Consider the following 24,434-nt stretch of genomic DNA (forward strand, 5'->3'; position numbering starts at 1 on the left):
CCCGGCCTCGTCCTCTCGTACCTCCTGGACGAGGCCGGGGTTTCCCTGTGCCCGCATGTGTTCTTGGCCGCGACTAGGTGCAATATCGAGTCGGGGCTATACGTGAGGCGTTCAAGATGCGACAATAAGCCCTATGGCTTTGGACATCACGGCGGCCGCAGTCGACCCCGCCCTTCTGGACCTCCCCTGGGATGTTCCCCTGGAGGAGTGGCCGTCCAGCCTACTCGCGGCGCTGCCTCGCGGCATTTCCCGCCACGTCGTGCGCTTCGTGAACCTGTCCGGCCGCGTGCTCGCGGTCAAGGAGATCGGCCCGACCGTCGCCCATCACGAGTACGACCGCCTGCGCGACCTGAAGCGCCTGGACGCCCCGTCCGTCCAGCCGGTCGCCGTCATCACGGGCCGCGAGTCCCCCGAGGGCGAGGAACTCAACGCGGTTCTCATCACCGAGCACCTGCAGTTCTCCCTCCCCTACCGCGCGTTATTTTCCCTGTCGATGCGCGAGGACACCGCGACGCGCCTCATCGACGCGCTCGCGCTTCTCCTCGTGCGCCTGCATCTCCTGGGCTTCTACTGGGGCGACGTCTCCCTGTCGAACACGCTGTTCCGCCGCGACGCGGGCGAGTTCGCCGCCTACCTGGTCGACGCCGAGACCGGCGAGCTGTACCCCAAGCTCACCGACGGCCAGCGCGGGTACGACGTCGACCTGGCCCGCACGAACATCATCGGCGAGCTCATGGACCTCCAGGCCGGCGGGTTCTTCCCCGAGGACTCCGACCCCATCGACGTCGGCGACCGCATCCGCACCCAGTACGACCTGCTGTGGAACGAGGTCACGGCCGAGGAGTCGATCCCCAACGACCAACGCCAGTACCTCGTCAGTGAACGCATCCGCCGACTCAACGACCTCGGTTTCGACGTTGCCGAACTGCACATGTCTACCGATTCGTCCGGCGAGCGCCTCGTCATTCAGCCCAAAGTGGTCGACGCCGGTCACCACAACCGCAAGTTCATGCGTCTGACCGGCATGGACGTCGGCGAGCACCAGGCTGCGCGTCTCCTCGCCGACATCGACACGTGGCGCGCGACGAACGGCTTCCAGGACCTTCCCCTCGAGCAGGCCGCCCACGAGTGGCTCACCGACGAGTTCGCCCCCGTCGTGCGCGCCATTCCGCGCGAGCTGGCCGGCAAGCTGGAGCCCGCCCAGCTGTACCACGAGTACCTGGAGCACCGCTGGTACATGGCCCAGCAGGCAGGCCACGATGTCACGCGTGACGAGGCTCTGGCCTCGTACATCGAGACGATCCTGCCCTCCAAGCGCGACGAAGCCGTCCTCATCGAGCCCGGTCCAGGGCGCTCGTCCATATTCAGCGCGGAGTCGAACCCCGACCTATGGTGAGGGGGTACAACTTCTCACCTCGCTCACGCTAGGAGGATCCATGTCCGAATTCCCCCGCATCATCGCCCACAGGGGCGCGTCCTCGCTCGCGCCGGAAAACACGATCGCCGCGTTCTCGAAGGCCATGGAGGTCGGCGCCCGCTGGTTCGAGTTCGACGTGGACATCACGGGTGACGGCTCCCTCATCGTTATCCACGACGACACCCTCGACCGCACGACGACGGGGTCCGGCTCGTACTACCAGCTCGGGTTCTCCGACATCCGTCGCCTTGACGCCGGCCGCTGGTTCTCGGACACCTACCGTTTCGAACGCATCCCCGAGGCCGCAGACGTCCTGGCTTTCGCCTACGCGCAGCAGATGGGCGCGAACCTGGAGATCAAGCCCTGCGCGGGCGGGGATCGCCTGCGTGAGCGCCTCATCGAGGCCCTGACTGTCACGCTCGCCGACCCGAAGGTTCCGTCGCGCCTCATCGTCTCGTCGTTCGACCACGACCTGCTCGCCGCCTTCCACGAGGCCTGCCCGACGGTTGCGCTCGGCTGGCTGATCGAGCGCGCCGCCGACGAGTGGCACGAGGGCGCGGCCGCCCTCAGTGCGGCCGCGATCCACCCTGGTGTTGAGGGGCTCACGGCCTCCGATGTGCGCGCGATGCGCGACGCCGGCTTCGACGTCAACGTGTGGACCGTCAACGACGTCGAGCAGGCCCGCGAGCTGGCCTCGTGGGGCGTCACCGGCATCTTCACCGATCGCCCGCAGGACTTCCCCGCCGAGGCCCTGAAGGCCTAAGAGGAGTCAGCGCGGTTTTTGGCCGCGCTACCAACGACCCGGAGTGCGGACGGATGCGGGCACGGCCTGCGTCCGCGCTGGCACTCTCACGAGACGGAGGGGGCCGGGAACGCTCACGCGTCCCCGGCCCCCTTTCACGTCTGCTTCTGGCGGCTCTTTACTCCTCGCCCGCGCGGCGCGCGAAGCGCTTGGAGACATGCTTAGCCAGGGACAGCTCCGCGATCGAATCGACCACCATGAGGCCGCCGACGATACCAGCGAAGCGCATCCACCCGGAACGCGGGGCGGAGGCACGCACGGCGGCAACCAGCATGCCGGTGCCGACGATGGCCTCGGCGGCGACGGCGGCGTGGATGATCCACGGGCGCTCGACGGCCACGGACTCGTATGAGTTCCACAGGGGCTTCACGACCGACTGCGGCTGCCCCATCATGATGTCGACGCTGCGGCCGATCGCGTTGGAGATACCGCGCGCCAGGTGCACGGACACGCCCTCGACGTCCTCAATATCAGTGGTGCCCAGCAGGAAGCCCGCGACAGAGCCGGGCAGGCCAAGGGCGCGCACGACCTTCCACACGGATTCCTCGCCGGTCGTGGCCACGGAAGCCCACAGCGCTTCGGCGTCGGAGCCGGGGACGGCCTCGGCGATCTCCGCCAGATCAAGGCGGTCGCCCACCAGGTCAATGACCTCACCGGGCAGCTCGGCGGTGCGGTCGTGTCCACCGGGCACGATCGCGGCGTCCATGCCCCAGTTGTGGGACACGATGTGCTCCAGGTGATCGTCGGTGACCAGGAAGACCTGGAATTCACCATCCGTCACGGAGAGAGTCACGAGCGGCAGATCGCCGAAGTTCCAGCCCTCCTTCTCGGCGGGCAGCTCGGCGAGGAGCGCGCGGTGTCCCTCAGCCAGCTCGAGGTCGCCCAGGTCCACGCCCTCCAGGGCGGCCAGGAGCGGCACGGACGACGCGGGGGTGCGGCCGATCTCGACGATACGGGTGGGAGTCGGCTCCACGGCCGCGCCGCTCTCCTCCTCGGAGGGCCACACCTTGCCGAGCGGCGAATCGCCCTCGGGCAGGTGGTCGGCGCTCGCATTGCCGATGCGCACCTCGGCATCAAAGAGGATGGCGAGCTCGTCAGCCAGTTCAGCGGGCGTCGGGCCGGGGACAACCTCGGTCGAGTCGGCGGGCACGGTAGCAACGCGCTCCTTATCGACAGCAACGTTGAGACCCAGCAGCTGCGGCGAGGAGGGGAACCACTCGAGCTGCGCGAGGATCGAACGTTCCTTCAGCTCTCCGGCAACCACGCTGGGGTCCAGATCGTGGCCGATAATCATGCCTTCAATGCGAGTCCAGTCCTGGGCCATGTCACTACCTTCCTGTCCGTGGTGACGTCGTCTCACCACTCTATGGTTCCATTGTGTCGCGTGGGTCGCTATTTCGCTCGCCCGCGCGGTCAGTTACGAGATTTTGTGTTGCTGCGCCCCGCCCCACTCGACCACCGTGAAGCCGGTGCGCGCCGGGGGCGGCGCGAAAGCCTGCGGTTGAACAACGGTGTTCGCATCGGCCTCGCGAATCGTCATGAACACCCTGATGAACGTGTCCGGCGTGACGCTCGCCCCGGCCTCGTCCGTGAAGCTGTAGGAGACGCGCTGGGTGTAGACGCTCGCATCGAAGGAGACGAACGTGTAGTCGTAGGCGCGGATCCGCGGCGCCCAATAGGTGATGAAGTCGGCGGCCTCCCGGTCATGAAGCCCGAGCTGGGCGAGCTTATCCTCCAGGAAGGGCACCGCATCCTCACGCGCAACAATGAACCCCGTGTCGGGTGCCGGGAGGTCCATCGCACCATCCCAGAACAGCGAGGGATAGGTGCGCCCCGCCTGATCCGTCAGCGTCCCATCGGGCGAGGCCGTCACATTCCACGAGGCCTGGGTCCCCCGCTCGGTTGCGCGCTCCGAGTCCGGGGTCGGGTAGACGGTATCGAGGCTACCGTCCAGATCAAGCATCACCGTCAGACGCTGCTCGTCCTGCGGGTAGAGGTAAAGAACGGGCTTTTCGGGGAGAACATGGTGGCCGTCATTGAGAAGCATGTAGAAGAAACCCGTCATGACGACCACGTACAGGACGGCGACGACGGTCATGAACACTTTTTTCATGGCGTCTCCGACTTTCTGCGATCGTTCCCCGTCATTGGGTGGTCCTCGCTGCGTTTCACTGCGCAGTTGCCTCATCATACGGCGCGCAAACAGCCGGTTTCAAGAGGCATTGCGCTCTGAACGGCCGAGACGAGGGAGGCACGAGGCGTCACCCATCGACAGGTTTGAGTCCTTCGTCATACGCTGCTATCCTGACCCGTTACGCGGCTCTACGGACAAGCGGGCCGCATCCCTCACCTGAAAGCAGCTATCATGCCTCTCCTCAGCATCGCAGCGATCGCCGTCGCCGCCACTGTCTTTTTCCTCCTGTTCCTGTGGGCGAGCTTCGTCTCCGCGTCGCCGGGCGAAATTAAGGTGATCTCCGGCCCCCGAGGCCAGCGCGTCCTCCACGGCAAGACGGGCTGGAAAGTCCCCCTGCTGGAGCGCGTGGACACCATGACCGCCTCGATGATTTCCGTCGACGCCCAGACCACGGACTTCGTCCCCACGAACGACTACATCAACGTGCGCGTCGACGCGGCCGTCAAGGTCCGTATCGCGACCGACGACCCAACGCTGTTCCGCGCGGCGACGCGTAACTTCCTGTACAAGACGACCGCCGAGATCTCCGAGGAGGTGCGCGACACCCTGGAGGGCCACCTGCGCGCCATCATCGGCCAGATGCGACTGACCGACATCATCACCGACCGCGCCGCTTTCTCCGAGCGTGTCCAGGAAAACGCGAAGCAGGACCTGGAGGAGATGGGCCTCGAGATCGTCGCGTTCAACATCCAGAACGTCACCGACCAGAACGGCGTCATCGACAACCTCGGTATCGACAACACCGAGCAGATCCGCAAGACTGCGGCCATCGCCAAGGCGAACGCCCAGAAGGAGGTCGCGCAGGCGACCGCCGTCGCCCAGAAGGAAGCCAACGACGCGCAGGTCGCTTCCCAGCTGGAGATCGCCCAGAAGCAGACGGACCTCGCCAAGCGCCAGGCCGCACTCAAGGTCGAGGCCGACACCGAGAAGGCAAAGGCAGACGCCGCCTACGAGATTCAGTCGCAGATTCAGCGCCGCGACATTGAGCGCGAGACCGCGCAGGCCGACATCGTCAAGCAGGAGCAGCAGGCCGTCATCAAGGAGAAGGAAGTCGTCGTCACCAAGCAGGCCCTGCAGGCAGAGGTGAACGCGAAGGCCGACGCCGACCGCTACGCCGCCGAGAAGAAGGCCGACGCGGCCCTGTACGCGCGTCAGCGCCAGGCCGAGGCCGAGGCGTTCGAGCGCACCAAGAAGGCTGACGCCGACAAGCAGGCCATGCTCGCCGAGGCGCAGGGTATCGAGGCGCGCGGCCGCGCCGAGGCCTCCGCGATCGGCGCGAAGCTGACGGCCGAGGCCGAGGGCCTCGAGAAGAAGGCCGAGGCCATGACCAAGATGAACCAGGCGGCCGTGCTGGAAATGTACTTCCGTGCCCTGCCCGAGGTGGCGCGCGCCGTGGCCGAACCGCTGTCCAAGGTCGACACGATCACCATGTACGGCGAGGGCAACAACGCCCAGATGGTCGGCGACATCACGAAGTCGATCAGCCAGATCAACGCGGGCCTGGGCGATTCGCTGGGCCTGGACCTGCAGCAGCTGTTCTCGGCTCTCGTGGGCGCCAAGCTCGTGTCCCCCACGATCTCCGACGCGGTCGAGGAGGGCGTGCGCGACGCAGCCTCCCCGAAGCCTGCGCAGGAGTGAGCGAGGCTCATTCTCACGGCGCGTCACCACGCGTGATGCGCCCGCGTGACGCGACGGTGTCCGAGGTGCGCCCATGCGCGCGGCGGGCCCATGCGCGAGGCGGGCAGCTATTGATAGTGGCCGCTCGCAATACGGGTCGCTCGCGATACATAGCGCGTGGAAGGCGGGGCGGGATCCTACGGGGTCCCGCCCCGCTGCTGTGCTTTCCTGATTGTCGACGTCCAGCCGTCGGAGCCCACACCGCCGCTAGGCCCTTTCCTGACTCTCGGCGCCCCGCTCCATCATCGGCGCCTCACCACTATTACATCGACGTCCCGCCTCCCCCACAAAAGTCGCACATAATTTAATCCGGTTACTTTTTGAGATAGCTAGAAAACGTTGCAATTCCAACGACGCTACTTCACATGTTTAAGTAGTTGCGGGGGAATTACGTGCGACGTTGGTGGGAAACCATCATGTGTCGCAACCTGGCTTCCCGGCGTTACAAGCACGACTAGAATCCAGCCGAACCTAGCGAGAACCTAGAGCAAAATAGCCGTCAAAACCCTCCACACGACCTAGCCACCTACTTATACTTAAGTATGGAACGCGTAGCGAAAAGCTCCCTCCTCGTGAGGGTTGGGGCCGCTCTGAGTAGCCTCGTTCTTCTCGGTGTGTCAGGACTGGCCTACCTGTTGGTCGCCGACGTTTATGACACGTATCCGCAACTCGCCTATCGCACTGTCTTTACAGTCATCGGTGTGCTCATACCCCTCCCGCTCGCTTTCTTCTTCGGGTTTGTCGCACTTCGCATCCGCACTCTGTCGCTACAGCAGCTGATGACATGCGCAGCACGATGCATGTGGAGCTTCTTCGGTCTCTTCCTGCTGACCTGGTTGCTTGAGGGACTCCTCATCGGAGAGGCACCCGGCCCCTTTATGTACGTATGCGTCGGCACGCTCATTCTGTCGGCAACAATCGCGCGCCTCCTCATGCTCGGCGCACGCGCCGCGAATCCCGCATAGGACCAGGCCCGGCAACACACAAACGACACGCCCCGACCGATAGGAGGCCGCCGCGGGGCCTGCGGGGCATCGAGACGACGCGCCACCACACACAGCATCGCAGGCGCCGCCGGTGTGGAGGGCGCCGGAGGGTCCGGAGGGCCAGGCCGGGCTTCGAGATCGACCACTCCGAGCCGCCAGGCTCGCGTGAGGCGATCTCACGGGCGGGCCGCCGCCGACCGGCACACACAGCGGCCAGGCCCAACAAAACAGGCCACGTGGCGGCCGGAAATCTGTCAGGGCAACAAGCAACGCCAGACAATGAATCCGCCAAAGTGCAGACCCATTCAGCCAAAACCGTCGTTTTTGGGTGCTTGTCACCCAATGGGTCCGCACTTTGGCCGCAACAACGCTCCAGACCGAGGCCCCGACGCCACCTAGCGGGGGAATTGCACTACACGAGGCTCCGACACGCCGGCGACGCGCCGCCAGCAGGGTTCGTGTAGTGCAAAACCCCCACGGCCAACTGATTTAAGATCATCGCAACGCCCATAACGCTATACGAGGCCAGATCCAAGTCCCACAAAGCACAGGGACCCCGCTAGCGAGCACCTGCTCACATGGGCCTTCCACACGCGGATAGGTTGCGACGATGCGGATAGGTTATTGACATGCGGATAGGTTAATAAGCTATCCGCATGCTCATAACCTATCCATATCGCAATAACCTATCCGCGTACGCAGCCGGTTTGGTCGATAGGCAGAGCGGACAAGGTCCGGAAAGCCTGGCCGTGGTACCGACGGACTAAGGCAGGGCCAGCATTAAGCAAAAGTCGCATGCAATTCGATTGGGTGAAGTTTCAACAAAGTCCGGAAACGTTGCAATTCCAACGTTGTGAATTCAAGGTTTGAAAGAGTCGTGGGGGAATTGCATGCGAAATTGATGGGCGGCGGCAGGGCCAGGCCGCGGTGCCGGTGGGCGGTGGCGGGGCCTGGCCGACAACGCACAGACAGTGAGCACCGCCCGATTGGAGGCCGCCGCGGGGCCTGCGGAGGCTTACAGGGCCTGGCCGCGGTGCCGGTGGGCGGCAGCAGGGCCAGGCCGCGGTGCCGGTGGGCGGTGGCGGGGCCTGGCCGACAACGCACAGACAGTGAGCACCGCCCGATTGGAGGCCGCCGCGGGGCCTGCGGGGCCAGGCCGCGGTGCCGGTGGGTGGCGGCAGGGCCAGGGCGGGCCTCGAGATCGACCACTCCGAGCCGCCAGGCTCGCGTGTGGCGATCTCGCGGGCGGGCCGCCGCCCACCGGCACACACAGCGGCCAGGCCCAACACAACAGGCCACGCGGCGGCCGGAAATCTGTCGGGGCAGCAGGCCACGCGGCGGGCCGCCGCCACCGGCACACACAGCGGCCCGGCCCAACAAACACAACGAAGCCGCCCGGCCCCACAGGGGCCGGGCGGCTCACGCATCAGGCCGCTAGGCGGCTCTCAGCGATTGTTTCAGCGCATCTGGGTGCCGTCGGAGCCCAGACGCTGGCAGGCCTCGACAACGCGGGCGGCCATGCCGGCCTCGGCCGACTTGCCCCACGTACGCGGGTCGTACTGCTTCTTCACGCCGACCTCGCCGTCGATCTTGAGGACGCCGTCGTAGTTGCGCATCATGTGGTCCACGACGGGGCGGGTGAACGCGTACTGCGTGTCGGTGTCGACGTTCATCTTGATGACGCCGTTGGCGACTGCGGTGGCGATTTCCTCGGCGGTGGAGCCGGAGCCGCCGTGCATGACCAGGTCGAAGGGACGGTGGTCGAGGCCGAAGTGCTCAGCGACCTCCTTCTGGATGGTGCCAAGCAGCTCGGGACGCAGCTTCACGTGGCCGGGCTTGTAGGCGCCGTGCACGTTGCCGAAGGTCAGAGCGGTGATGTAGCGGCCGTTCTCGCCGAGGCCCAGGGCCTCAACGGTCTTGATGCCGTCTGCGGTGGAGGTGTAGAGCTTCTCGTTGATCTCGCCAACGACGCCGTCTTCCTCGCCACCAACAGCGCCGACCTCGATCTCGAGGATGGTGTTGGCCTTGACGGACATGGCGAGCAGTTCCTTGGCGATCTCGAGGTTCTCGTCGAGCGGGATCGCGGAGCCGTCCCACATGTGGGACTGGAAGGTGGGCAGCTTGCCGTCGGCAACCTGGCCGGCCTCGATCTCGAGGAGGGGGCGGACCCAGGAGTCGATGTTCTGCTTGGCGCAGTGGTCGGTGTGCAGAGCCACGGTGATGCCGTAGTTCTTGGCAACCTCGTAGGCGTAGGCGGCGAGGGCCAGCGAGCCGGTGACGCGGTTCTTGATGGTGGAGCCGGAGCCGTACTCGGCGCCGCCGACGGAGATCTGGATGATGCCGTCGGACTCGGCCTCGGCGAAGCCCTGGAGGGCGGCGGTGATGGTCTGGGACGAGGTCACGTTAATCGCGGGGTAGGCGAACTTGCCGTCCCGTGCGCGATTCAGCATCTCTGCATAGACCTCAGGGGTTGCGATAGGCACTTGGAGCCTCCTAATCGAGTGACAGTTTTGTCGTGTCCGATTCTCTCACATTTTGCACGAGCGGGGAGGGGATGGAAGTCCCGTTTGGATGGTTTTCTTCCAACCCCTCCCCCGCGGTTATGCGTCGGTTAACGCCTCGGCGAGGCGTCAGTTGGAGCGGCCGACGCGGACGCCGAGTTCGGCGACGGACATGACGTCGGTGAGGGTCTTCGCGACGTCATCTTGCGCATTCGTGCCACGGAAGCGGAGGAACGATCCGTTGCCCGCGACGGGGATGTCGACGGTGCCAGGGACGTTCGCCAGGGTGGTGACGAGGACGGGGTTGCCCTGCGCCTCAGGCTTGTCCTTGTTGTCTCCCTGCCCCTTGAGGCCGTCGAGGCTGCCTGCAAGGTAGATCTGGACGTCCTTCGCGCGGCCCGAGGCCTTGGTGCCGTTGCCGTGACGCGGCGTGTAGGAGACGGCGCAGACGTCGTACCCGGTCGAGCCATCACCGATCTTCACGTCGATCCAGTGCGGCCACTTGCGCAGCGGATCCGTGGGGTCCAGGTAGTCCTTGCGCGCCCGGGTGTACTGGGAGTGCCAGTGCGTCATCGGGTCTCCGTCGGTCGCCATTGCGATGGTGGTCATCTCGTTGGCCCAGTCCGTCGAGTCGGCGGTCACGGCCTCGGTCTTGACGCGAGGACCGCACACGCCGATCAGGCCTTGGCTGGCCACGGTCTTCTCACCGGAGTGCGAGACGGTGACCGTGAAGGTCGCTTCACCGAATTCGGTGGTGGGGCGCGCCCAGAACTTCACGACGCGGGTCTCACCGGGGGCGAGGCGGTCGATCGGCTGGGGGCCGTTGGCGAGCTTCCAGGAGTTGGAGACCTCGGGGGTCAGGTGGATGCCGGTGACGTCCGTGGTGCCCTTGTTGGTGACGGAGACCTTGAGGACGCTTTCGCCCCAGTTGTCGTCGCCGATGATGTTCAGCGATGCACGGTCCATACCGGACAGGGCGTTCTTCGGGTAGGCCTCGTCGCCTTCGCGTTCGATGCTCACGTCGAGGGCCGACGAGGCCTGGGAGGTGAGGGTGAACACCGAGCCGCTGTCGACGGTGACGTCGAGGGGCAGCTGTGCGACGGTGCCTTCAGCGGTCTTCGCACCACCGTTGGGGCGGCGGGACAGGTAGCCGGAGTCGATGACGCTCAGGTACTGATTGGTCGCGGCATTGCGCAGGCGGAAGCCGTCTCCGGCGGGTTCGGCGACCCACTTCTGGGGGTTACGCGTCGCGTAGTCGCCCTGGAAGGTGGGGGTGAATTCCTGGCTCATGTCGGCGCACGAGTATGCGACTGCCGGCTGGCCGGGCTTCGTGGACACGTGGGTCTCGGAGTTCGGCGTTTCCTCGGAGTAGACGGCGAGGCAGCGGTTCGCGTTGACCGAGCGGATCTGGTAGTAGCCGTCGGGGGTGGCGGTGAGCTGCCAGTTGTCGGAGGAAGTGCTCACGGCGGGGGCGGCGTCCGACACGCTCAGGCCTCGTCCGTCGGCCAGTGCGATCGTGTACTGGCCGGGGGTGAGGGTGTCGCGCGTGGGGTCGACGTATGTGGAGGGCTCGCCGACGGCGTTGATGCGCGCCTTGAAGGCATCAACCGTACTGTCAGCCTTGGGGGTCTGTGCGTTCCAGAACATCTGGGCGCCGTAGCGCAGGCCGTCGGAGATCCAGGCTTCGGTCTCGTGGTCGGTGACCTTCGCCTTGCCTCCCTGCCAGATGGAGACCTTGCCGCCACGGATGGAGGCGTCGGGAACCTTGTAGTCCTCGTTCTGGTAGAACTTGTTCATGTTCCAGTCTTTGTCTTTGTACACGCCGTCAAGGCCCTGCACCTGCATGACGTAGGAGGAGGGCTGGTCACGGTAGTAGTACAGCGCGGAGGACGCGTTCACGAGCGTGTAGCCGGCGTCGACGAGGGTCTTGGCGGGCAGGCCGCGGTTCGCGTTCTCCTGGCTAGACTCACCCTTGCCCCAGTATTCGATGATGACGTCTTTGTCGATGGGGATGCGCGAAATATCGGCGATGCCGTCGTTCCACACGCGCAGCGTGCCGCCACGCGACTTGACGTGCGCGTTGACCTTGTTGACGAAGTCGTTGAAGGCGGCGTCGAAGGTCATGGACTGATCGCCGTAGGCGGCGCGAATCTGAGCGAGGTACTTCGAATAGTGCTCGGGGCCCTGCTGGAAGAAGAACTCGTCGGCGCCCATGTGCCATTCGGTGGATCCGAAGGCGTCCATGTACTCGTCGATGAGGTCGAAGTAGAACTGCTGGGCTGCGGGGTCGATGAAGTTGAGGTGGTTGGCGCTCTTGTTACCACTGTCGTCGGCGACCTGGTACTGCGGGAAGTTGCCGAGGATGGTGCCGGTGTGGCCGGGGGCGTTCAGGAGCGGGACGACGCGGACGCCGACTTCGCGGCCGTGTTCGACGATGGCCTTGACCTCGTCCTTGGTGTAGTAGGAGAAGGAGGTGGTGGCCGGGTACTTGTCGGACTTGATGCGCAGCTCGAGGGACAGGTAGTTCATCTTCAGGTCGGACATGCGGTCGATCTGTCGGGTGATCCAGTCGGGGCTGATGTGGGTGCCGCACGCACACAGGGTGGCGCCGCGGTCGGGGAAGCGCGGAATGTCGGTGATGCTACCGGCGGGCACGGTTCCATGACCCGAGCGGACGGCCTGCTCGAGGGTGCGGGCGCCCCACAGGAGGCCCGCGCGGGTGGCGGCAGTGATCCGAGCGCCGTTCGCACCGACGGTCAGCTCGTAGCCCTCATCGCCGAGGGCGGAGCGAGAAGGATCGATCGTCAGGGTGACGGCGTTGGAGGAAGAGGTGGCGGTGCCTTCGGTGATGCCGGTGATGCCGGCGTCGGTGAGGGCACGGCTCAGCAGGGCGCTGACGCCAGCGGCTTCGGCGGAATCAGGGCGAACAATCTGGAGACCGCTTGCGGGGGTCCATGCGCCCGAGGCCGGGGTCCAGCCCTCGAGAGAGGGGATCGTCACGGGGACGTTGGACGCGGCCTGAGCGTGCAGGTGGGAGGTCAGGGGGACGAGAACCGCGGTGACGAGCGCACACACGGAGGCGAGGATCAGCGCGACCTTCGCTCGTGAGCGTGCGACTCGCGGGGCCCGCACATGGCTTGGCGATGACTGGGGCATTAATTCTCCTGTTCAGCGGTTTGCTTCCACGCAAACTGTCCAAAGCCCGAATTAAAACGGATAGTCCGTATCCATTCCGACTACTTTTTGGCCCACAAAGCCTATCAAAAGTCGATGCCTCAAAACAATATAAACGGTTAAATTGTGCCCGTTCAGCAGAAACGCAACCAGGCCGCGTTAAATAGCACTAATGAGTTTGACACTTCGCTCGAAACTCACTACTTTTCAGCGGCCTCCAGGCGCGACGCGTGCGCCCACATAACGATCGCAGCGGCGTGTCCAACGTTCATGGACCGAGTCGAACCGCGCTGAGTAATAGCGACGACAATCTCGCACGCTGCGAGCATCTCCTCGCTCAAACCGGAGGCTTCGGATCCAAAGACGAGGCACGCGCGCTCGGGCAGCACCGCACCTTCGAGCGCGACGGACCCCTCAACGTTGTCGACGCCGACGAGTGTCAAGCCTTCCTTCGAGCAATGCTCAACGAGTTCACGCACTTCGGGACGGTGATCCACCGGCAGGTAGCGGTCGGTGACCATCGCGCCGCGACGGTTCCACCGCTTGCGCCCCACGACGTGCACGCGACGCGCACCCATCGCATTCGCCGTGCGCACGATCGACCCGATGTTGAAGTCGTGATCGAGATTCTCCACGGCCACCTCGAAAGGCAGCGAGCGGGCGGCGATGTCCGCTCGGATCGCGTCCATCCTCCAGTAGCGGTAGCGGTCTTCGACGTTGCGCCGGTCCCCCATCCGCAGGAGTTCAGGGTCGTAGTGCTCCCCAGCCGGCCAGGCGGCCTCCCCACCCGGCCACGGACCGACTCCGACCTGCGCACTCGTCTGCGCCCCGGCCTCGTCACCTACCAAGGCCCCCTGCCGCGCGATGTCACACCCGTTTTCGAACTCGTTCACGGATCCCACCCTAGCGGCACCGTAGAATGGAGGCATGACTGCCCTGACGCACGAACCCACTCCCCTGACCGACCTGCCGCCCGTGACCGCGTGGCTCTCTGACATGGATGGGGTCCTGGTGAAGGAGAATCGAGCGCTTCCGGGCGCAAACGAGTTCCTCGCCGCGCTTCGCGAGAAGAACATCCCCTTCCTGGTCCTCACCAACAACTCCGTGTTCACGAACCGTGACCTGTCCGCGCGCCTGGCAAACTCGGGCCTCGACATCCCGGAGGAGAACATCTGGACCTCCGCGAACGCCACGGCCGCGTTCCTGCACCAGCAATCCCCCGGCTCGACCGCGTACGTCATCGGCGAGGCCGGCCTGACCACCGCGATCCACTCCGCGGGCTACGTCATGACGGAGATCGATCCGGAGTTCGTGGTGCTCGGCGAGGTGCGCTCCTACGACTTCCATGCGCTGACCCACGCGATTCGCCTCATCGAGGGTGGCGCGAAGTTCATCGCGACCAACCCCGACGTGTCGGGCCCCTCCGACGAGGGCACACTGCCCGCGTGCGGCGCCATCGCGGCGATGATCACGGCGGCGACCGGGAAGAAGCCCTACTTCGTCGGCAAGCCGAACCCCGTCATGATCCGCGCGGGCCTGAACAAGATCGGCGCGCACTCCGAGAGCGCCGCGATGGTCGGCGACCGCATGGACACGGACGTGCGCGCGGGCGTCGAGGCCGGCCTGCGCACCCACCTCGTTCTGTCGGGCTCTACCGCCCGCGAAGACGTCAACAATTTCCCGTTCCGCCCCTTCGGCATCCACGAGGGCATCGGCGATCTCATTGAGCTCGTCGAGGCGGCGCACTGACCCACACCGATCCGGAAGGAACACCCATGACCAACGATTCCCACAAGGCGCGCCTGGCTGCCCTCGTCCAGGAGCTGTCCGTCATCCACGAGAAGGTCATCCTGGCCTCGGGCCGCGAGTCCGACTTCTACGTCGACATGCGCCGTTCGACCCTGCACCACGAGGCGGCTCCCCTCATCGGCCACGTCATGCTGGATCTCCTGGAGGAGTCCGGTTTCTCGGTGGGCGAGGAGTACGTGGCCGTCGGCGGCCTGACGATGGGCGCGGACCCGGTCGCCACCGCGATGCTGCACGCCGCCGCATCGCGTGGCCTGGACCTGGATGCTTTCGTCGTGCGTAAGGCCGCGAAGGACCACGGCATGAAGCGCCGCATCGAGGGCCCGGACGTCGTCGGCAAGAACGTCGTCGTCCTCGAGGACACGTCCACGACCGGTGGTTCCCCGCTGGAGGCCGCTCTCGCTCTGCGCGAGGCCGGCGCGAACGTCGTTGCAGTCGCCGTGATCGTCGACCGCGCGACGGGCGCGAAGGAACGCATCGAGGCCGAGGGCTTCCCGTACTTCTACGCGCTGGGCCTGGAGGATATCGGCCTGGCCTGATTCTCCGCTCTCATTAACGAGGCCGGGGCTGGGTTCTGCGCGAACCTGGCCCCGGCCTCGTTGTCGTCTGCGCGCCCTCACATGTGGGGGACGGAACGCATGGCGCGCGCGGTCACCCAGCGCGGGGCGAGCTTCATGGCGCCCATGGCGACCTTGTAGGGGATGGTCGGGGTGACCTGGACGCGTCCCGCGCGCACGGCGTCGAGGGCCTCCGTGACGACCTGTTCGGGGCTGGCCATCAGCCACGAGGGGGTCGCGCGCATGTCGACGCCCGCACGCTCGAAGAAGGGGGTGTCGACGGGGCCGGGGCACACGACGGTGGCGGTGATGCCGGAGCCCTTGAGCTCGGCCGCGAGGCCCTCGGTGAAGGCCACGACCCAGGCCTTGTGCGCGGAGTAGGTACCCGCGCCCGTGCGCGAGGCGACGGAGCCGACGTTGAGGATGGCACCGCGGCCGCGCGAGCGCATGGAAATGCCCGCGTGGTGGGCCAGCGTCATGACCGCGCGAACCATCACGTTCAGGCCGTTCATTTCGTTGTCGAGGCTGTTGTCCAGGAAAGCGGTTCCCAACCCGAATCCGGCGTTGTTGACGAGGAGGTCGACGGGCGCCAGGTCCGGCTTGTCACGGTCGGCGGGCCCTCCCACGTCCAGGCGTGCGGCGACGCGCGCGCAGCCGTCCTCGGTCGACAGATCGGCGGCGATCACCTCGGCGCGCACGCCCGCGACGTTCGCGAGCGAGTCAGCGAGCGCGCGCAGCGCATCCTCACGGCGCGCGATCAGCACCAGGTCGTGGCCCGCGGCGGCCAGCTGCCAACAGAATTCTTCACCAATGCCGGAGGTTGCTCCGGTGACCAGCGCTGTTCCCATGGGGGAAGTCTAGCGCCGCATCGTTTCGGCAGCACGAAGCCGGGGCGGGAACGCTCTCGCGTCCCGCCCCGGCTGGGCACCTCATCGGGTCCGGATCAGGTATCCGGCTCCGCCACCGGCGAGGGCTGCCGGGATGACGAGGAGGACGAGCCAGTAGGGGCTCCATCCGCCCGAGCGGCCAGTATCCGCAGCCGCGGCGACCGGCAGGGATGCGGCCGCGTCGCTGGTTCCAGCCTCCGGGCTCGCCGCCGCACCGCTTTGGGCACCGCTCTGCGCGCCACTCTGGGGAGCGGCTGACGGGCTTGCGGACGGCGCGGGCGCGGCCTTCGGTGCGGTCACGGGCGCCGAGCTGGCCGAACCGGTTGTCCCACTTGCCGCTCCGTTACTGCGAGCAGCGGGAGCTCCGCTGGCGCTTCCACCCGTGGATGCGGGGCCCGACGTGCGAGTCCCACCGGACGAGGCCGGGGTTCCAGCGTTGTTGGACGGCGCGGGCACTCGTACCGGGCCACCGGAGGGGGCTGGAGCCGGGAAGGGGCGCGGCATCGGTGCCGGGTCCGCGCTCGGCGCAGGTGCGGGCACAGGCTGAGCGCTCGGCGCGGGGTCCGCGGTCGGTGCGGGAGCCGGTGCAGGCGCAGGGTCGACGCTGGGGGCCGGAGCGGGTGCCGGGTCCCCGGTCGGAGCGGGCGCCGGGTCCGCCGTCGGTGCGGGAGCCGGTGCAGGCGCAGGGTCGACGCTCGGCGCCGGAGCGGGGTCCGCGCTCGGCGCGGGTGTGGGATCAACGCTGGGAGACGGTGCCGGGGTCGGCTCCGGCGTGGGCGCAGGTCCGGGCGACGGCGTCGGAACAGGCTCTTCCTCGACCGGCGCGGGCTGCTCATTGCGGTGTCCGGATCGGACGATCACGGTGAAAGACTGGGGCTCGACGAGGCTGCGCTCGCCGCTGCGCGCGCCGACCTCGATGCGGTAGGTGCCCGGCGTGCTGAAGACCCAGTTGCCGTGCATGTGCGTCGCTTCGGTCGTGTGGACGACGCCGTCGCCCTTACTCGAGTCGAAGTGGACCTTCGCGCCCGCGCCGAAGGTGCCTCCTTGGAAGAAGGCGACTCGCGCGCCCTCGGGAGCCTGCGCGAGGTGCAGGGTCAGGTCGGCGCCGTCGGGCAGCGCCGCGTAGTCGATACCTTCGGTGGACAGGCCGGGCCACACGATGTCGCTGTTCTGAGTCTCCGGCAGCACGTACGTGGCTGTTCCCACCGGGCCGAGCACGTCGTAGCTCGGATCCGACAGGGATGCGGGGCGCACGAAGCGCGCATTGGGGGCGACCGCGAGGGTCGTGGAGCCGACGGTGCGCAGCACGGAGGTGCGCGCGTTGGTCAGGGAGTCGTCCTTGACGGCGAGGCCGTAGGTGAGGCCACCCTCGCCGCTGGCCTGGGTCAGGCGCACGTCCAGGTGCCCGCGCGCAATCTCCACGGGATTGTTCAGCAGGGACGAGGCCGGGGCCGGGGCTGCATCGTTTCCGCCGTTGTCGGGCGCAGGAGCAGGTGCGGGCGTCGGGTTCGGAGCGGGTTCCGGCTCGTCGGGGGCGGCGACGCCGTCACGCATCTTCAGCATGGCGGTGAGGCCGACGTGGGAGCCGACGGTGACGTCGGAGGCATCCGCGACGGTCATGACCGCGTCGGAGAGCGGGTGGGGGCGCAGGGTCACGCGCATGTACATCGGGTCGGACTGGCACACGCCGAGGTCCTGCGGCTTCGTGTCCATGCCGCCCGCACCGAGCGTGCCCTCCATGGAGCACCAGGGACTGAAATCGTACTTGGACTCGAAGAACTCGATCTTGTAGGTGGCGCGCAGGGTCGGGTCGTTCGCGCGCACGGTGGCCGTGTACTGGTCGGTCGTGCCGGGGATGAGGTCGTAGGAGACGTCGACGCGGCGCGAGGAGATCGGCAGGCGGTCGGGGTTCCACACGGGGGCCGGATCCGGGTTGGAGGGGCCGAGGATCGTGTCGGCGGCGCCGACGGTGACGGGCTCGGTGTCCTTCTGGGAGTACTGGACGGTCTGCGAGATCCAACGCGCCGAGGCGGAGTCGCCGGGGATGTAGACGGCCTGCACGGCCGCGGCGTCGGCGCCGAGCAGCTCGGAAACGGTCGCGCGGCCTCCCTCAACGGCGGCCTCGGTGAGGAAGTAGCCGTTGACGGTGATCCATGCGCGCCCCGTATCGGTGGCGACGCCCGTGTCGAGCGTGATGTCGGTCAGGTGGTTGTCGCCGGGGTGCTCGCGCTCGGCGTGATGAGAGACGGTCAGCGTCGGGGTGGCTGCGTTGCCGTCGGTGCGTTCCGCGCGCGCGGAGTTGTAGGCGGCTTCGATGTCCTTGATGGTTCCGTCGGCGGGGTTCGCGCCGCCGACCTGCCAGACCAGCGGGGTGATCGGCGAGGAGTAGATAGCGGTGCCGTCGGCGCTGCGCGCGGTCATCTTGTAGTTCGCAACGTAGCGGCCGGGCTGCGTGAAGGTCGTGTACAGGTGCGTGTGGCGCGGGTTGTAGACGCTGCGGTACGCGGTGTCATGGCTGGAGAGGAAGCGGTTGACGCTGTCGCCATTGTCGATGAACATCTCCATGCGGCCTGGACCGTCGACGCTGATGAGGTCGAGCGTGTAGGTCTCGCCTTCGAATTTGTCAGTGTCGCCGATCTCGCCCGCGCCGAGGCCCGCCCAGATGGGCGTGTTACCGGGGCCAGGGTTCTGGGGCGCGGCGTTCAGGACGGTTCCCTCGGCCCCGAGGAAGGCCAGGTCGGGACGCTTCGCGGGAACGACGAGCTGCGACTTCGCCTCGTCTTTCTCGCCGGTGCCGGTCCAGGCCTTCGGGATCCACAGCGCGGTCTTTTCCATCGGCATGTTGATGGTGTTGAGCGAGAAGCTGTTGGTGTCGTCGTGCCAGACGGGGATGGGTGCATCGACGTGTTGTCCGGTGACGATCCATTCCTTGTCCTGGTCGGGTCCAGCCCACGCGGCGGCGGGGGTTAATGCCAGGAAGAGGGCGAGCGCAGCGGTGCTGATGCGTCGCAGGTGTGACATTCGGGTGCCTTTTCTAGCTATGTTGTAGGTGAGAATCATTATCACTCTAAATAGGCTCACACACAACTCACACCCATCGCGCATGTTTCACGCGCGTTTCACGCAGCCGCTCCCCCGACCCACCGATAGGCTCAACCCCATGAGATTTGCGACCTGGAACGTCAACTCCATCCGCACGCGCGTCGACCGCGTCATCGCCTTCCTTCAACGCTCTGACACAGATGTGCTCGCCATGCAGGAAATCAAGTGCCGCCCCGACCAGTTCCCCATCGAACCGTTCGAGGAAGCGGGCTACCACGTCGCAATCCACGGTCTCAACCAGTGGAACGGCGTCGCCGTGGCCTCGCGCCTGCCAATTCTCGAGGTTCGTGACCACTTCCCCACCCAGCCCACCTTCGGTGAGCAGCCCGTCGTCGAAGCCCGCGCACTCGGCGTCACCGTCGACACGACCGGCATCCTTCCCGCCGAGGACGGGCAGGCCTCGTCGATGACGATCTGGAGCCTGTACGTGCCCAACGGCCGCGAACTCACCCACGCGCACTACACCTATAAGCTCCAGTGGCTGGCAAACCTCGCCGAGCAGGGGCGCGGCTGGCTGGAGGATCCCGCGGCCCGCATCGCCCTCGTCGGCGACTGGAACGTCGCGCCCCTGGACGAGGACGTGTGGGACATGCGCGCCTTCGAGGGCGCCACGCACGTGTCGGCCCCCGAGCGCGAGGCCTTCGCCGCCTTCGCCGCGGACGGCTGGGTCGAGGTCACGCGAGACCGCGTCACGAACTACACCTACTGGGACTACCAGAAGCTGCGCTTCCCCAAGAACGAGGGCATGCGCATCGACTTCGCATACTGCTCGCCAGCGCTGGCCGCGCGTGTCAGTGGCGCGCAGATCGACCGCGACGAGCGCAAGGGAAAGGGCGCCTCGGACCACGTGCCCGTCATCGTCGACGTCAACTAAGCGAGGCGACGAGGCCCCGGCGCCGCCGACACACGTCGAGGCCTGGGCACACGCCCAGGCCTCGTTCCGTATCGATTACGCGTGCTCGCGCGCGAGGCGCAGCAGCTCGGAGTTAAGCGCCGACCAGTTGTCATGGTGCCAGGGTCCAAAAGGCTCCGCGCCGACAAAGGCCGCACTGGCGCCCAGGTCACGGTCCGCCCACACGAAGGAGCCGGACTGCCCGAAGTGCCCGATCGTGCGCGGGGAGGCGTCGGGGGCAGTCCAGTGCGGGGACTTCTCGCCGCGAATCTCGAGGCCGAGACCCCACGGACAGGGAGTGAAGCGCCCGTAGCCGGGTACGACACCGGCGAGCGCGGGGAACTGCGAGAGCCCCGCGAGAGCCGCCAAGGGGCCACTCACGAGCGTCGGGCGGGCAAGCTCGGCGCCAAAGAGGCTGACATCCGCCGCACTCGCAACACCGGCATGGGCGGGACTGCCGGGAATATCCGCCGTCGTCATGCGAAGCGGCTCGAAGACCGTGCGGCGCACCCACTCGCAGACGCCGACGCCGGTGGCCGCCTCGATCACCTCGCCGAGAATGTCGAAACCCTCGTTCGAGTAGATGCGGCGCTTCTCGGGCGCGGCAACGGGGCGCCGCCCCTCAAAGGGCAGGCCCGAGGCATGGGCCAGGAGATGACGAACCGTCGCCCCCTCGGGACCCGCAGGATCATCAAGCGAGACGAGGCCACGATCAACCGCGACCAGCACGGACCACGCGACGATCGGCTTCGTCACCGACGCGAGCGGGAACTCGCGATCAACGTCGCCGTGCGAATAGACGACGTCGCCCCCGACACGAAGGACGAGGGCGACATCGAAAGACGGCAGTGTGCCGATCACGCGGTGGCCTCCGGGGCCGCACCAACCTCGGCGGCCGCGGTGGTCTTTTCACTGATCTTACGCAGTGTGCGAGCGTAGACCTCAGCAACTTCCTCGGGCACCGAAGCGCCGAGCTTGAGGACGTAGTGCGCGGGCAGGTGCAGGAGCTGCACGCACACGGCCAGGAAGTCCGCGACGAACTCGCGAGCGTCAATCGGCTCATCGTTGTAACGAGCCGAGACGACCGAGCCGTACCAGTAGCGGATGAGGATCTTCGCCAGGGTACGAGGCGTGGTACCGATGTCGGCACCCTCCTCCTCGACGAAGTTCTGGATCATCGCAGTGAGGGCTTCCTCCATCTGCTGCGTGCGGTACTTGTAGTGGGCGTGCGCCGGGTGCGTCTCAGAAGACGACTCGGCCCACAGGACACAGTCCAGAGCGATGGCCGCGTCAGCGCCGGGCTTCATGGCGAAGCGCATCTCTCCGACCGCCCAGTCAACAAACGAGCCGGCGGTGATGCCGCCCTCGTCGAAGCCACCTTCCGATTCTTCATTAATGGTGACGTCGAAGAGAGCGTTCATCTCCTCGTGACGCTGGATCGCACTGCGCAGGATCGCTTCCTTTGAGGGGAAGTGATAGACGACGGCGGGGTGCGAAATACCGACTCGACGGCCGAGGTCGCGCAGAGAAAAGCCGTTGTAGCCTCGCTCTGCGATCAGAACCATCGCTGCCGAGAGGATGGATTCACGCGTCGCCTGTCCTACGGAGTAGGCGCCACGGGCCTTCCTCTGGGTTGTCATATCATCTCCTGCTGTTGCAGACGCCACATACCGCGCGTCCGAAATACACACTGGTAGTCAGTGTACCGCGCAATCTCAGGGTTTATCAACATTCATGACAAGCCCGTCGATGGAGTCGTTAATGTCAACTGTCACATTCTGACCATCTTGAACGTCTCCACCGAGCAGCAGAACAGCCAGTCGATCACCGATCTCGCGCTGAATCAGGCGACGCAGCGGACGGGCACCGAATGCCGGGTCATAGCCCACGCGAGCGAGCCATCCGCGGGCCGGTTCGGTTACTGTCAAACCGATGCGACGCTCGCGGAGACGAGACTCGAGCGACGCGACCAGCAAATCGACGATCTCGCCCAGATTTTCGCGGGTAAGCGCGTCAAACATGACCGTCTCATCCAGCCTATTGAGGAACTCCGGACGGAACGCCGAGCGAACAACAGACATGACAGACTCCCGCTTTCCTTCGGGTGTCAAGTCAGGGTCCGACAGGAACTGCGAACCGAGGTTCGACGTCAGGATCAGGATGGTGTTACGGAAGTCCACCGTCCGCCCCTGCCCGTCCGTGAGACGTCCGTCATCCAACACCTGCAGAAGAATGTCGAAAATCTCAGGATCGGCCTTCTCAACTTCGTCCAAAAGGACGACAGAATACGGACGACGACGCACAGCCTCGGTCAACTGACCGCCCTGCTCGTAGCCCACGTACCCCGGAGGGGCACCGACGAGGCGTGCAACCGAGTGCTTCTCGGAGTATTCCGACATGTCAATGCGCACCATGGCGCGCTCGTCATCGAAGAGGAACTCCGCGAGCGCCTTGGCCAGCTCGGTCTTACCCACGCCCGTCGGGCCGAGGAACAGGAACGAACCGGTCGGACGGTTCGGGTCAGACAGGCCCGCGCGGGAGCGACGGACCGCATCAGACACCGCTCGCACGGCATCTTTCTGACCAATGAGGCGCTTTCCGAGCTCGTCCTCCATGTGCAGGAGCTTGTCGGTCTCAGTTTGCAGGAGCTTACCCGTCGGAATTCCGGTCCACGCTTCGATCACCTCGGCGATTTCTGCGGGGCCAACCTTCTCAGCGATCATCGGCTCTTCATCACCGCGAGCATCCTGAGCTTCAGCCTGAGCTTCCGCCTCGGCAATCTGGCGCTCAACCGCGGGGATCTCGCCGTTCTGGAGGCGACCAGCCTCTTCCCAGCGACCCTCGCGCACGGCCAGATCCAGCTGAGTGCGCAGCGTATCGAGCTGAACACGCAGGTCACCGACGCGGTTGTGACCGGCCTTTTCGGCCTCCCAACGGGCAGTGAGCGCACGCAGCGTCTCCTCGCGATCCGCCAGGTCGGCGCGCAGCTTGCTCAGGCGATCCTGGGTGGCCTCGTCGAGGCCCTCCGGATCGGACTCGGTCAGGTAGGACTCCTCCATACGAAGGCGATCCACACTACGGCGCAGCTCGTCGATCTCGACCGGCGAGGAGTCGAGCTCCATGCGCAGGCGAGACGCGGCCTCGTCGATCAGGTCGATGGCCTTGTCGGGCAGCTGTCGACCCGTGATGTAGCGGTTCGACAGGGTGGCCGCGGCGACAAGAGCACCGTCGGAGATGGTCACCTTGTGGTGCGCCTCGTACTTCGGGGCGATGCCACGCAGGATGGCGACGGTATCCTCGACCGAGGGCTCACCGACGAACACCTGCTGGAAGCGACGCTCCAGCGCGGGGTCCTTCTCGATGTTCTCGCGGTACTCGTCGAGCGTGGTCGCGCCGACCATGCGCAGCTCACCGCGGGCGAGCATGGGCTTGAGCATGTTGCCCGCGTCCATTGCGCCCTCGGAGCCGCCTCCCGCACCGACGACCGTGTGCAGCTCATCGATGAAGGTGATGATCTGACCGTCGGAACGCTGAATCTCAGCGAGGACGGCCTTCAGGCGCTCCTCGAACTCACCGCGATACTTCGCGCCAGCAACCATCGACGACACGTCGAGGGAGACCAGGCGCTTGTCGCGCAGGGATTCCGGGACATCGCCGGCGACGATGCGCTGGGCGAGGCCTTCGACGACGGCCGTCTTACCAACGCCGGGCTCACCGATCAGAACAGGGTTGTTCTTGGTACGACGAGACAGGACCTGGATGACGCGACGAATCTCGTTATCTCGCCCGATGACCGGGTCGAGCTTGCCTTCGCGGGCAACCTCCGTGAGGTCGCGGCCGTACTTGGACAGGGCCTCGAAGGATCCCTCGGGGTCGGCCGAGGTAATCGGGTCGGGGCGCAGCTGCGCGAGCGCCTGCGTGAGAGCGTCGGCACTGGCTCCACCCTGGGTGAGGATTCGACCGGCCTCGGTCTGCGAGGCGGCCAGAGCGATGAGCAGGTGCTCGGTCGAAATGTACTGGTCACCGCCGGCCTCGGCGCGCTCGCCAGCGTCGCGAACGATCGCGAGCAGCGCGTTCGAGGGTTGAGCACTCCCCGTGGAGGCGCCCTGCGCGCTCGGGAGAGCCACGAGGGCGTTGCGGGTGCGCGCACCAATCGCGCGCACATCGGCGCCAACAGCCTCGAGAAGAGACAGCGCAATACCTTCGCGCTGCTCAATGAGAGCTTCGAGCAGGTGGATGGGCTCCACCTGCGGGTTTCCGGCCGCACCAGCAGCCGCGAGCGCAGAGGAGACGGCCTCCTGCGCCTTTGTTGTCATTTCACGTGCCATGAAATTACTCCTCCAAATGGTTTGTCTGGTGGCGCCGAGTCACTCGACGCCTTCTGACAGACACAACGAAGCCGAAGTTGAGTCTATTCCACTCAACTTCAAATTTCTGGA

Annotated in this window: 17 protein-coding genes; 7 read left to right on the top strand and 10 right to left on the bottom strand. The window is 66.2% G+C overall.

Going from position 1 to position 24,434, the window contains the following annotated elements:
• Positions 1–133: 133 nt before the first annotated feature.
• Positions 134–1,396 carry a DUF4032 domain-containing protein gene (locus HMPREF1478_RS02025; protein WP_016460411.1) on the top strand — a complete coding sequence of 421 codons (1,263 nt, stop codon included), beginning with the start codon at positions 134–136 and terminating at the stop codon, positions 1,394–1,396.
• 40 nt (positions 1,397–1,436) lie between these two features.
• Positions 1,437–2,180, top strand: coding sequence for a glycerophosphoryl diester phosphodiesterase (locus HMPREF1478_RS02030; RefSeq protein WP_016460412.1), 744 nt, complete (start codon positions 1,437–1,439; stop codon positions 2,178–2,180).
• A 157-nt stretch (positions 2,181–2,337) separates the two neighbouring features.
• Here the strand turns inward: HMPREF1478_RS02030 and HMPREF1478_RS02035 are convergent, their stop codons facing one another.
• Both HMPREF1478_RS02035 and HMPREF1478_RS02040 read right to left on the bottom strand, forming a co-directional pair.
• Positions 2,338–3,543, bottom strand: a complete 1,206-nt coding sequence (locus tag HMPREF1478_RS02035) for a hypothetical protein (protein WP_016460413.1) — start codon at positions 3,541–3,543, stop codon at positions 2,338–2,340.
• A gap of 93 nt (positions 3,544–3,636) precedes the next feature.
• Positions 3,637–4,332 (bottom strand): hypothetical protein, encoded by a 696-nt coding sequence (locus HMPREF1478_RS02040; protein WP_016460414.1) that lies wholly within the window; start codon positions 4,330–4,332, stop codon positions 3,637–3,639.
• 252 nt (positions 4,333–4,584) lie between these two features.
• On the opposite strand from HMPREF1478_RS02040, the gene HMPREF1478_RS02045 reads away from it, so the two are divergent.
• Positions 4,585–6,051, top strand: a complete 1,467-nt coding sequence (locus HMPREF1478_RS02045; protein WP_016460415.1) for a flotillin family protein — start codon at positions 4,585–4,587, stop codon at positions 6,049–6,051.
• 581 nt (positions 6,052–6,632) lie between these two features.
• Positions 6,633–7,055, top strand: a complete 423-nt coding sequence (locus HMPREF1478_RS10675; RefSeq protein ID WP_016460416.1) for a hypothetical protein — start codon at positions 6,633–6,635, stop codon at positions 7,053–7,055.
• A 1,478-nt stretch (positions 7,056–8,533) separates the two neighbouring features.
• On the opposite strand, the gene fbaA is transcribed toward HMPREF1478_RS10675, so the two are convergent.
• From fbaA to HMPREF1478_RS02065, 3 genes are all read right to left on the bottom strand, one after another.
• Positions 8,534–9,559: a class II fructose-bisphosphate aldolase gene (fbaA, locus tag HMPREF1478_RS02055; protein ID WP_016460418.1), complete on the bottom strand. Its 1,026-nt coding sequence runs from the start codon at positions 9,557–9,559 to the stop codon at positions 8,534–8,536.
• A gap of 147 nt (positions 9,560–9,706) precedes the next feature.
• Positions 9,707–12,733, bottom strand: a complete 3,027-nt coding sequence (locus HMPREF1478_RS02060) for a family 20 glycosylhydrolase (RefSeq protein WP_016460419.1) — start codon at positions 12,731–12,733, stop codon at positions 9,707–9,709.
• 218 nt (positions 12,734–12,951) lie between these two features.
• Positions 12,952–13,680 carry a TrmH family RNA methyltransferase gene (locus tag HMPREF1478_RS02065; protein WP_034474818.1) on the bottom strand — a complete coding sequence of 243 codons (729 nt, stop codon included), beginning with the start codon at positions 13,678–13,680 and terminating at the stop codon, positions 12,952–12,954.
• Here HMPREF1478_RS02065 and HMPREF1478_RS02070 point away from each other — a divergent pair.
• Positions 13,679–14,500 (top strand): HAD-IIA family hydrolase, encoded by an 822-nt coding sequence (locus HMPREF1478_RS02070; RefSeq protein WP_016460421.1) that lies wholly within the window; start codon positions 13,679–13,681, stop codon positions 14,498–14,500. The genes HMPREF1478_RS02065 and HMPREF1478_RS02070 overlap by 2 nt on opposite strands.
• A 26-nt stretch (positions 14,501–14,526) precedes the next feature.
• Entirely contained in the window at positions 14,527–15,096 is a 570-nt protein-coding gene (gene pyrE / locus HMPREF1478_RS02075; RefSeq protein WP_016460422.1) for an orotate phosphoribosyltransferase, read from the top strand.
• Between the two features lie 77 nt (positions 15,097–15,173).
• Here pyrE and HMPREF1478_RS02080 read toward each other — a convergent pair whose 3' ends face one another.
• Together HMPREF1478_RS02080 and HMPREF1478_RS02085 are read right to left on the bottom strand one after the other, a co-directional pair.
• On the bottom strand, positions 15,174–15,962 hold the full coding sequence (locus HMPREF1478_RS02080) for an SDR family NAD(P)-dependent oxidoreductase (RefSeq protein ID WP_016460423.1): 789 nt from the start codon (positions 15,960–15,962) through the stop codon (positions 15,174–15,176).
• 81 nt (positions 15,963–16,043) lie between these two features.
• Entirely contained in the window at positions 16,044–19,022 is a 2,979-nt protein-coding gene (locus tag HMPREF1478_RS02085) for a choice-of-anchor M domain-containing protein (RefSeq protein WP_034474820.1), read from the bottom strand.
• Positions 19,023–19,161: 139 nt separating this feature from the next.
• On the opposite strand from HMPREF1478_RS02085, the gene HMPREF1478_RS02090 reads away from it, so the two are divergent.
• Entirely contained in the window at positions 19,162–19,977 is an 816-nt protein-coding gene (locus HMPREF1478_RS02090; protein ID WP_016460425.1) for an exodeoxyribonuclease III, read from the top strand.
• Positions 19,978–20,052: 75 nt separating this feature from the next.
• On the opposite strand, the gene HMPREF1478_RS02095 is transcribed toward HMPREF1478_RS02090, so the two are convergent.
• From HMPREF1478_RS02095 to clpB, 3 genes are all read right to left on the bottom strand, one after another.
• Positions 20,053–20,856, bottom strand: a complete 804-nt coding sequence (locus tag HMPREF1478_RS02095) for a serine hydrolase domain-containing protein (protein ID WP_016460426.1) — start codon at positions 20,854–20,856, stop codon at positions 20,053–20,055.
• Complete coding sequence (locus HMPREF1478_RS02100) at positions 20,853–21,635, bottom strand: TetR/AcrR family transcriptional regulator (RefSeq protein ID WP_016460427.1); 783 nt, start codon at positions 21,633–21,635, stop codon at positions 20,853–20,855. The genes HMPREF1478_RS02095 and HMPREF1478_RS02100 overlap by 4 nt, the downstream gene beginning before the upstream one ends.
• Positions 21,636–21,710: 75 nt before the next feature.
• Entirely contained in the window at positions 21,711–24,323 is a 2,613-nt protein-coding gene (gene clpB, locus HMPREF1478_RS02105; protein ID WP_016460428.1) for an ATP-dependent chaperone ClpB, read from the bottom strand.
• Positions 24,324–24,434 lie beyond the last annotated feature (111 nt).

The organism is Actinomyces sp. HPA0247, assembly GCA_000411415.1.
Taxonomy (GTDB): Bacteria; Actinomycetota; Actinomycetes; order Actinomycetales; family Actinomycetaceae; genus Pauljensenia.